The organism is Nocardiopsis sp. SBT366 (assembly GCF_001083815.1).
GTDB lineage: Bacteria > Actinomycetota > Actinomycetes > Streptosporangiales > Streptosporangiaceae > Nocardiopsis > Nocardiopsis prasina.
Genome location: NZ_LAVM01000125.1, coordinates 1 through 10,671, shown reverse-complemented (window position 1 = coordinate 10,671; position 10,671 = coordinate 1). Strand labels below are relative to the sequence as shown.

Below are 10,671 nucleotides of genomic sequence, written 5' to 3'. Positions count from 1 at the left end.
AAGGGCTTGTGGATAACCCGCGAAAGCTGCCCGGGTGTGTTATGTAATTCGTCCCAGACGGTAACCAGCCGCGACACGGGGCACCTTTGGGCGCAGGCCTGGGGTGCGGCCGCCCTCGCTGCCGCTGTTCCGGTGGCACGCGTGACCAGCCGCGACACGCAACCCGCTCCCCACAGGCCGGAAGACCTACCCTCCTTCGCTGCCGCTTTTGCGCCCACCACCCCAGCCACCACAACACGCGAAACGATGAACACCAGCCCTGACCCCGCACCCTCCTTCGCTGCCGCTCTTTCGTCGGGAAGCGTGACCAGCCGCGACACGCATCCCGGTCAGCGCAGGCGAGGAGGAACCCATCGCCTATAGGCTCGCCCGTGACAGCAACAACGAAGGCGGATGCCGGTTTTGTCTGTTTCTCAACAAGTTGGAAAAACGAGCACTTACCACCGGTAAGTCCGCAGGTCAAAAAGCCTGCTCCCCGCGCACGCGGGGATGGACCCACCATGTCTGGACTTCCCGCCGCTGCGCTCGCCTGCTCCCCGCGCACGCGGGGATGGACCCAGTGATGTAGATACGTCTCAAGCTGCCTGCCTGCTGCTCCCCGCGCACGCGGGGATGGACCCGAGGACGAGTACGAGCGTGTGGAGGCCGCGGCCTGCTCCCCGCGCACGCGGGGATGGACCCGTCACGTCCTGCCCGCGCTGCGCCACCACGGACTGCTCCCCGCGCACGCGGGGATGGACCCGCGAGCCGGGGTGCGCCCGCCAGCCGGTAGGCCTGCTCCCCGCGCACGCGGGGATGGACCCGCACGGGCCACGCAGCGGTTCCGGCCGGTGCTCTGCTCCCCGCGCACGCGGGGATGGACCCGGCGGCCATGACTCCGGCCCAGGCGGCGAGAGCCTGCTCCCCGCAGTCACGCGGGGCCCTCCTATTACTGAGCGACGGCTGCGCGGGCTCGGCGACGGACGAAGACCACCAGCACACAGGTGGAGAGGAAGGTGGCGACGGCCATCGGGGTGAATGCCCATTGGTAGGAGGTCGGATCCTCTGGCAGGGCCTGGAGGAGGGCTCCGGCCGCCACTGTGCAGATCACGGCTGTGGTGAAGCCGCTCATGTTGACCAGACCGGAGGCGACACCGGTCCGGCTGGCCGGGATGCCGTCGCGGGCGAAGTCGAAGGAGACCGTGGGTGCCATGGTCTGCCCGAGGGCGCTGACCGCCAGCACCGCCACACCCACGGCCACGGGGGCGCCGCCGGGCCAGGCCACCAGGAGCAGCCAGCCCAGGCTCAGGATGCCGCTCAGGGTGAGGGCGAAGTACACCCGCACCCCGGGCCAGCGGCCGACGAGGAGACCCGCGACCGGGGCCAGCCAGAGAGCTCCAGCGGCCAGACCGGTGAGGGTGAGGGCCGCGGTGCCCTCGGACAGCCCCAGGCCCCCCACGAGGTAGGGGTAGCCCCACAGCACCATCATCATCGTGAACGGCGCCATGACGGCCGCGTGGTGGGCCATCCCGATCCGGGGTCCGTCCGCCTTCAGCGCCTCCTTGAGCGCCTCCCACAGGGAGATGGGGTCAGCGACCGTTGAGTGTCCGGCGGCCCCGACAGGGCGGTCCCGCACCACCAGGAGGACCATCAGCGCCATGAGCACGGTGAACCCGGTGGTGGAGAGGAAGGCCGCCTCCCATCCGATGCCGTCGAGTGCCCAGGCCAGAGGAGCCGCGCTGGCCACCTGGCCGGTACCGCCGACCACGCCGGTCAGACCACTGACCAGTGCGTAGCGCGAGCGCGGGAACCACAGGGCAGCAAGCCGGATGACGTTGAGGAACACGAGTGCGTCGCCGAGACCGATGAGGAAGCGCCCGGCCACGGCCAGCTCGATTCCCGGGGCCAGCGCGAACAGGCAGGAGCCGACGGCCATCGCGATCATGCCCATGCCCAGGGTGTAGCGGGGGCCGAGCCGGTCGGCGAGGAGTCCGGCGGGCACCTGGAGAAGGACGTACACGATGAGTTGGAGCATCGGCAGGAGGGAGAGGAGCGCCGGGCCGACGTCGAACCGGCTCTGAGCCTCCAGAGCGGCCACACCCAGCCCGTTGCGGTGCAGCATGGCGAGGAAGTAGGCAGCGACCGCCACACCCCATATCAGCCAGGCCCGGGCGCCACCCACCGGCTCCTTGGAAACTTGTCCCGTTACGGATGTCCTGTCAGCGGATGTCTGGGTCTGTGTCACTTCGTCGCTTCTCCCCTTGTTTGCACCGCCTTCCAGTGTCCTCCAGTCCGTTGAACGCTCATTACACGAGGGTGACCAGGCACGCAACACGGACGGAAACAGCCTTGGGTGCCTGGGACGCCGATCCCGGCAAGGAACGGCAAAGACCCGGCAACGCGCTCATAATCACCCTCGGTGATACTGGATGCGCCAAGAGTTCCCAAAGTGGGTGAGACCCGCGACAACCAGGACGGGACTACGGCCCCTTCAAGGCAAAATCACCACAGGTACAGCTGTCCGAAAAACCCTATCTGAACTGCACGTTTCTGCTTTAAACAGGTCCATACTCAGTTGTTAACTGTGATGTGCATCACTCTGGGAAGCCTCGACTACGAGGGGTCAGTTACTGCTAGCATCCGGAGCGCGAAGAATAACTACGAGGTAACGACACCGTTCGGACCTCGCCAACTTCGCGGAGGGATGTCACCAACACCGGACAACGGCTCGGTGAACGGAACTCACGCCGCGGCGGCGTGGCCGCCATAAGCACACACGGTCAACACACCCGCGGTATCCCGACACACACTGGAGACGACCTTGAGTCACTGGCGCCTGAACAATCCCCGGGCCTCCCGGGCGAAGTCGGCCCTCGCCAGACGAATCAAGCACAAGCCCCGCCACGCGTTCTGCGCCGAGCGTGCTATCACGGCGCTGCTGGGCGAGCTTGCCTCGGTCGCCTCGCGCCCGCTCTACTGGTCCGGCACCTCCGAGATGGCCGTCGCCTCCGTGATGCGCGACGTCAACGTCTGGTGTCGTGACGGCCGCTTCTTCTGGAACGACCTCTTCCAGGGCGGCACGATCTCGCACCCCGCGAACGACCCCGCCGGTGCCGCCGCCCTCCTGAACCCGTTCGCACAGGTCCCGGAGCCCGCGCACTACTACACGCACCGCCAGCCGGTCGCCGCCTGACGCCGCCCGCTCCGGCACCCCTCGTCCTTCCACGCGCCTGACGACCGCGCTCTCTCCCGCGACCCGTCGCCACGACGGGAGCGTGCACACGCGTGCCCGCTCCGCCATCCCGACTTCGTCGCCCACACCACCCCTAACGCGTCCCACTGCCACAGCGGTTCACTGTGCACCAGACCGGATCAGGACACTCACCTGGGCGGTTTGTCATGAACCGGCTACATTGGCGAGGTACACCGACCCCATCGGTTTCCCTCCGGACCTGCCGTAACACTGGCTCCAGCACGGCAGTCGCACGCAGTTAGGACCCCGCCGCCGTGCAGCCGCTCGCCCCAGACGACCCGAACTCCATCGGCCCCCACAGGCTCCTCGCCCGTCTCGGCGCCGGTGGCATGGGCAGGGTGTACCTGGCCCGCACCCCCGACGGTCACCTGTGTGCCCTGAAGGTGGTCAAGGAGGACCTGGCGCACGACACCCAGTTCCGGGCCCGGTTCGCCCGCGAGGTACGTACCGCGCAGCGCGTGCGCGGCCCCTTCACCCCGGCGGTGGTCGACGCCGATCCCGAGGCCCCCGCTCCGTGGATGGCCACCGAGTACGTTCCGGGCCCCACCCTCAAGGAGGCGGTCCGGGAGAACGGCCCCTTCCCGGAGGGGTCCCTGCACGTCCTGGCCCTCGGCCTGGCCCGCGCGCTGTCCACCATCCACGCCGCGGGCCTCATGCACCGCGACCTCAAGCCCAGCAACATCCTGCTGTCGCCCCGCGGTCCCCAGGTGATCGACTTCGGCATCGCCCGTGCGGTCGAGGGCACCGTCCTCACCCGCACCGGGCAGACCTTCGGCACCCCGGCCTACACCTCGCCGGAGCAGATCACCGGCCAGGACGTGTCACCGCGCGCGGACGTCTTCTCCATGGCGGGCGCGGTGCTGTTCGCGGCCAGCGGGAGGCCGCCGTTCGGTGACGGCAGCCCGGCCAGCACCCTCACCAGGGTCATGAAGGGCGAGCCCCACCTGGAGGCCGTCCCCGAGGGGCCGCTGCGGGACCTGCTCGCCCGTTGCTTCGTCAAGGACCCGGCCGACCGCCCGGACGCCGACACCGTCCAACGAGAGGTCTCCGCACTCCCCCTGCCGTCCGCCGAGCACGGCTGGCTGCCCTCCCAGGTCAACCGGCAGATCACCGCCAGGGCGAGTGAGACCCAGCGGGCGGAGGAGGCCGAGCGCCCACCGTCGCCCCCCGAGCGCGGGAGGAAGCATCGCCGGACCGCCCTGGTCGTAGGAGCGGCCGCCGCGGCCCTGGTCCTGCTCGGGGGCGGTGCGCTGGCCCTGAACACCCTCCCCCTGGGCTCTGACGACACCGCCGACGCCGAGCCCCAGGCCGACGGAGACGGCGAGGGAGAGGAAGCGAGCGAGCCGGGCGAACTCGACGGGCTCGCCTTCGAGGGTTTCCTCTACAAGATCGACTTCTCCGAGGACGGCGACCAGATGCACGTCTTCGGTTCCAACACGCTCTCCACCTGGAACTGGCGTGACGGGGTGGCGGTCGACCACTACCCCCCCACCCCGACCGGCGCCATGATCACGCCGAACGGGTTCGTGGCCGCGACCACCACCGACTACGTCGCGGTGTGGGACGGCGGGAGCGACAACCGGGTGGCCGTGCTCGGCAACGACGAGGACGAGGTACGCGGGCAGTTCGACATGCCCGCGCTCACCTCCGACGGCGGCCGGGTGGCCACGCTCGGTTCCGACGACGGCACGGTCGAGGGCGATCCGCACATCCAGGTGTGGGACGTCCAGACCAGGGAGATCCTGAACGAGTTCCCCATCGAGGGCATGCTGACGGACCTCTTCTACACCCCCGGCGACTCTGCCCTGGTCGGTGTGGTCACCGACCGGACCTACACCGACTACATCGGTGTGTTCGTCTGGGACCCCGAGACCGGCGAGGAGCTTCGGCGCTTCGACGACGCCAACCACTACCAGGTCTCCCTGGCCGGTGACGGCAGCACCCTGGCCATGGTCACGGACCGCGATCGGGCCCGGATCGCCGACATCGAGACCGGCGAGGTCCGCGACCTGGAGGACCCCGGACTCGACCACAACGAGTTGGCCGAGGTCCAGATCTCCGTCGACGGCTCCCTGGTCTACGGCGCCACCTCGGAATTCAGCGACGAACCGGGGTACGTCTGGGACGCGCGCAGCGGTGATCTGGTCACCACCGACAACCTGGCTCTCAGCCCTCCCATCGGGGTCCACCCCGACGGTGAGCACATCGCCACCTCCTCCTCCCCCGAGGGTGGCGTCCACACCATCCTCATCCTCGACGCGGACTTCAACGTCGTCGCCGAGGTGAGCTGAGCCCCGGAAGGCACCATGGAGCAACCCTCCCCCAACGACCCCGGACAGGTCGGCCACTACCGCGTCGTAGCCCTGCTGGGCTCCGGTGGCATGGGACGCGTCTACCTCGGGCTGGACCCCTCCGGTTCACCCGCGGCGGTGAAGGTCGTCCGGGCTGAGTACGCCTACGACCCCGGTTTCCGTGAGCGTTTCGCCCGCGAACTCGAACTCGCCCAGCGCGTGCACGGCAACTACACACCTCGGGTCCTCGCCGCCGACACGTCGGGCCAGACCCCGTGGCTGGCCACCGAGTACGTCATGGGCCCCTCCCTCCAGGACCTGGTCCAGGACACCGGACCCCTGCCCGAACACTCGGTGCGCTTCATGGGACGCGGCATCGCCCAGGCCCTGGAACGCGTGCACGCCACCGGCCTGGTCCACCGCGACCTCAAGCCCGGCAACGTCATGGTCTCCCCCGCCGGACCCCAGGTGATCGACTTCGGTATCGCCCGCGCGCTGGAGGACGCGAGCGGGTCCGAGGAGGAGCGGATCATCGGCACCCCGGGGTACATGGCCCCCGAGACCGTGGATGGGCGTGAGAGCGGCGCGGCCGCCGACGTCTTCGCGCTCGGAGGGGTCCTGGTCCACGCCCTCACCGGAGGCGGTCCCTTCGGCGACGGCCACCCCTCGGCGGTCCTCTACCGGATCAGCAACCTGGAGCCCGACCTCGACGGCGTCCCCGCCTCGCTGCGCGGGATCATCACGGCCTGCCTGGAGAAGGACCCCACCCGCAGGCCGAACGCGGCCCAGGTGCTCCAGGCCCTCGGTGGTCCCACGGCTCCGGCGGGCTCATCCGCCGCCTGGCTGCCCCCTGCCGCCGCCGGGCGGATCGACGGCGTCGCGCACGCGTACGAGAACGCTGTCCGTTCGGCCGAGGCGGGCGACGGCAGGGGTACGTTCGGCCGGGGCCTGCTGATCGTCGGAGCGGCCGCCGTCGCCCTGACCATGGTCGGCGGACTCGCGGTGTGGGCCGCGGGGGACGCCGGCCTGATCGGGTCCGGGCCGGACACCGCGTCCGCAGAGGACTTGGGAGTCCCGGATCGGGAGGTGTGTTCGCCCTCCGAGCACCTGGCCCCCGAGTACACGGAGGCGGCCAACGAGGAGACGACCGTCCCCCAGGACGAGGCGGGCATCTTCTACACCGGCTTCTCCAACGACGGTGAGGTGCTCGCGGTCGCGGGGACCGGCGGCGTGGCGCTGTGGGACTGGCGGGGGCAGGAGGAGCTCGCCCTCATCGAGACCGAGATCGCGCCCCTGTACGGCCACCCGGTGTTCAGCCCCGACGACTGCATGCTCGCCTACGCCTCCGACGACGGCGCGTACGTGTACTCGCTGGAGAGCGGGGAGGTGACGGTCCTCTCCGAGGGGTGGGAGGTGGGCGCGGTCGCCTTCACCCCGGACAGCGAACAACTCGTGGTCGGAAACAAGTACCACCAGGTGGACTCCGGCGTGTTCGTGTACGACCTGGAGACCGGCGAACTGGTCACCACCTACACCGGCAGCGCGAGCACCGTCCTGTCGGTGGCCGTCTCGCCGGACGGCAGACACCTCGCCGCGCAGGACCTTCTCGAGCACTCGACGGTCTGGGACACCGAGACCGGCGAGAGCGTGGCCACGGGCGAGGAGATCCCGAGCACCAACCCCACGGCACTGAGCTTCGTGGACGAGGAGACCCTGGTCTATCCGGTCGCGGAGGGGGTGCAGACCCAGAACGTCGTCTCCGACCCCGAGCAGGGCACCGCGTTCGTCACCGAAGACCTGGATGACGACCTCGTGTTGCACGACTTCGAGTACAGCGTGGCGGCGGACCGCGTGTACGCCACCTTCCTCCCGGACGACTTCGACCCCGCCGGGGGGATCATGAAGGTCTGGGAGTACTCCACCGGCGAGGAGCTCACCGCGGAGGCCGACGAGGGCTTCCTGTGGGAGATCAGCGTGCACCCCCAGGGTGAGGTCATCATCGGCGTCCCTGCCACGGGCAACGGGATGTGGGTCGTGGACGCCCGGGAGATGCGCATCCTCGAACGTTTCTAGTCGACCCCGGCGCGGCCCCGAACCCTCACCCCGAGCTCCCGAACCGGAAAGCCCCATGTTCCCTCTCCACCCCCACGACCCGCCCTCCGTCGGTCCCCACCGTCTGCACGCCCGCCTGGGCGAGGACGCCTACGCGCGCGTCTACCTGGGCGCCGCACGAGCGCGGGACCTCGTCGCGGTGAAGGTGGTCCGGCCGGAGTACGCCACCGACCCCGCCTTCCGCTCCTCCTTCGCCCACCAGGTGGAGTCCGCGCGGGGGCTGGACGGCCCGCACGTGTGTGGAGTCCGCGACGCCGACCCGCGGGGCGCGGTGCCCTGGGTCGCGGTGTCCCGGCCCCTCGGCCCGAGCCTGGCCGAGTTGGTGAGCGGGAACGGACCGCTCCCGGTGGGCGCCCTGCACCCGCTCGCCCTGGCGCTCGCCCAGGGGTTGGACGGCCTGCACTCCTCGAACCGCGCGCACGGCTCCCTGTGGCCGGACGGTGTGCTGATGTCAGCCGACACCGCCCTGCTCGCCGACCCCGGCCTGGAGTGGGCGATCAGCGACTCCCAGCAGCGTGCGCCCCACCCGGCCTTCGCCGCCCCCGAGGGTGGGGCCACCCCGGCCACGGACGTGTTCTCGTGGGCCTCCACCCTGTGCTTCGCGGCCAGCGGAGTGGAGGGCCCCGACGGGCTGGCCCGAGTACCCCTGCAACTGCGCGGGCTGATCGACGCCTGCCTCAAGCGCGACCCGCGGCTGCGTCCCAGCTCCCACGACCTCGTGCGGATGCTGGGCGGCCCGGCTGAACCCACCCCGTGGCCACCCCAGGTGCGTGCGGCGATCGACGCGGTCGCCGACGCCCAGGCGTCGATGCTGAGAACCGATGCCACCCCCGGGACCGCCCCCTCCTCCCCGAAACGAGGCCGACTGCTCGCGGTGGGCGCGGGTGTCCTGGCGCTGGTGGTGCTCGCGGGGACGGGAGCGGTGTACGCCCGCCACCGCCTCGGCGGTGACCAGGCGTCGGACCCCGAGGCCTCCGGCGCCGGGGCCGGGGCGGGGCTGGTCACCGGGTCCGGCTGCCTCGACGGACCGGGGTATCCCGCCGCGGAGGAGGACCTGCCCGAGGACACCAGTTTCTGGGACCCCGCCTTCTCCGCCGACGGGGACGTGCTCACCGCGGCTTCCTCCGCCGGGCTCACCGTGTGGGACTGGAACACCGGTGAGTTGATCGCACTGCCGACGACGAACTCGTCCTACGGAGTCACCACCAGGTTCTCCCCTGTCGGATGCACGCTGAGCACCGCCGAGTCCGTCGAGTACGAGGGCCGAGAGCACGCCGTGAAGGTGGGGCACACCTACAACCTGCCCGGCGGCACCACCACCGAGCACCTGGGACCGCAGGAGGGACCGGACGACAGCGGGCGCTGGCTGCTGAAGCCGAGGGACGTGGAGGCCATGGACTTCTCGCCGGACGGCGCCCTGCTGGCGGTGACCCTCAGCAGCTCCGGCCGCGAGGACAGCACCGTGGTGGTCGACACGGCCACCGGTGAAACGAGCGAGCCGATGGCACCTGGTCTGCACTACGGCACCGTGTTCGTGGACGAGGAGCACTTCGCCACCAACAGCAACGGCGAGATCCACGTCTGGGACGCGCAGACCGGCGAGGAGGTGCACTCGCTGGTGGGGGCCTCCAACACACGCCTCGCGGTGGTTCCGGGTGAGACACAGGTGGCCCACCTCGACGGCGACCAGGTCGTCGTCCGGGATTACACCACCGGGGCGGCGGTCGCCTCCTTCACCCGGGAGGAGTTCGAGACGGACGACGACCCCATGCTCACCAGGCTCCTCGTGGACGCCGAACGGGACCGCGTGTACGCGACCTGGCAGGTGGGCACCGGGCCCGGCTCGTGGCGGTTCCAGACCTACGTGTGGGACCTGAACAGCGGCGAGAACCTCGTCGAGGGCGAAGAGAGGGCCGGCGCCTACAGCGTGGTCGCGCCGCACCCTGACGGCGGGGTCCTCGCCGCCGTCACCGCCGACGAGAGCGATCTGGTCCTGATCGACCCCGACACGTTCGAGGTGGTCAGGGAGCTGACCTGATCAGATTCCGGGGCCCGGAGGAGGAAGGCCCCCCAACCCGGGCAGACTGGTACCCCGACCAGTGCCCCAGGAGCTGACCCGTGCTTCCCCTGACCTCCACCGATCCCTCCCACCTCGGCCCCCATCAGGTGCTGTCCAGGCTCGGCGAGGGCGGCATGGGGGAGGTCTACCTGGCCCGCACCCCCGAGGGAGGTCTGGCCGCGGTCAAGGTCGTCAAGGAGGAACTGGCCAGGGACCAGGAGTTCCGCGCCCGGTTCGCCCGCGAGGTCCGCACCGCGCAACGCGTGCGCGGCCCGTTCACCCCGGCCGTACTCAGTGCCGACTCTGAGGCCGCCGTTCCGTGGATGGCCACCGAGTACGTCCCCGGGCCCACCCTCAAGGAAGCCGTCCGGGAGAACGGACCCTTCCCCGAACCCTCCCTGCGCGTCCTCGCGTTGGGCCTGGCCAGCGCCCTCCAGGCGATCCACGCAGCCGGGCTCATGCACCGCGACCTCAAGCCGAGCAACGTGCTGCTCTCCCCACGCGGCCCCCAGGTGATCGACTTCGGGATCGCCCGAGCGGTCGAGGGCACCGTCCTCACCCGCACCGGCCAGAGCTTCGGCACCCCGTCCTACACCTCCCCGGAGCAGATCACGGGCAAGGGGGTCGGGCCCTCCAGCGACGTGTTCTCCCTGGCCGGGGTGGTGGTCTACGCCGCCACCGGCCGACCACCCTTCGGTACCGGGAAGGCGGCCGAGCTCCTGGCCCGGGTCGTGGGGGGCGCACCCGACCTCGACACCGTCCCGGAATCCCTGCGACCGCTCCTCTCCCGCTGCTTCGCCAAGGCCCCGGACGGACGCCCCACCGCCGACGAGCTCGTCCGGGTCCTCTCCACCGGTCCACTGCCCTCAGCGGAACACGGATGGCTTCCCGCCCGGGTCAACCACTCGCTCAACGCCCACCTGGCGCGGACCCGCGAGGTCGCTGACTCAGTGGTCGCCCCCCCGCCGTTCCCGGAC

The 10,671-nt window shown here is 70.5% G+C and carries 6 protein-coding genes and 1 CRISPR repeat array; of the genes, 5 read left to right on the top strand and 1 reads right to left on the bottom strand.

Annotated elements, in window-relative coordinates; all coding sequences use genetic code 11:
- Positions 1–468: 468 nt before the first annotated feature.
- Positions 469–928: a CRISPR direct-repeat array (repeat unit 29 nt; unit sequence CTGCTCCCCGCGCACGCGGGGATGGACCC).
- Complete coding sequence (locus tag ADX84_RS24075; protein ID WP_049579527.1) at positions 929–2,224, bottom strand: MFS transporter; 1,296 nt, start codon at positions 2,222–2,224, stop codon at positions 929–931.
- 576 nt (positions 2,225–2,800) lie between these two features.
- Here ADX84_RS24075 and ADX84_RS24070 point away from each other — a divergent pair.
- The 5 genes from ADX84_RS24070 to ADX84_RS24050 form a co-directional block, all read left to right on the top strand.
- Positions 2,801–3,172 (top strand): hypothetical protein, encoded by a 372-nt coding sequence (locus ADX84_RS24070; RefSeq protein WP_049579525.1) that lies wholly within the window; start codon positions 2,801–2,803, stop codon positions 3,170–3,172.
- A 314-nt stretch (positions 3,173–3,486) separates the two neighbouring features.
- Complete coding sequence (locus ADX84_RS24065) at positions 3,487–5,523, top strand: WD40 repeat domain-containing serine/threonine protein kinase (protein ID WP_049579523.1); 2,037 nt, start codon at positions 3,487–3,489, stop codon at positions 5,521–5,523.
- 15 nt (positions 5,524–5,538) lie between these two features.
- A complete protein-coding gene (locus tag ADX84_RS24060) occupies positions 5,539–7,596 on the top strand; it encodes a serine/threonine-protein kinase (protein WP_049579521.1) in 2,058 nt (685 codons plus the stop codon).
- A gap of 55 nt (positions 7,597–7,651) precedes the next feature.
- Entirely contained in the window at positions 7,652–9,673 is a 2,022-nt protein-coding gene (locus tag ADX84_RS24055) for a protein kinase (protein ID WP_049579519.1), read from the top strand.
- Positions 9,674–9,753: 80 nt separating this feature from the next.
- Positions 9,754–10,671, top strand: a 918-nt coding sequence (locus ADX84_RS24050; RefSeq protein ID WP_049579517.1) for a serine/threonine-protein kinase, incomplete at its 3' end; no start/stop codon positions are given.

Coding starts and splice junctions, on each gene's coding strand:
- ADX84_RS24060 (WP_049579521.1), top strand. CDS start 5,539: ATGGAGCAACCCTCCCCCAACGACCCCGGACAGGTCGGCCACTACCGC.
- ADX84_RS24055 (WP_049579519.1), top strand. CDS start 7,652: ATGTTCCCTCTCCACCCCCACGACCCGCCCTCCGTCGGTCCCCACCGT.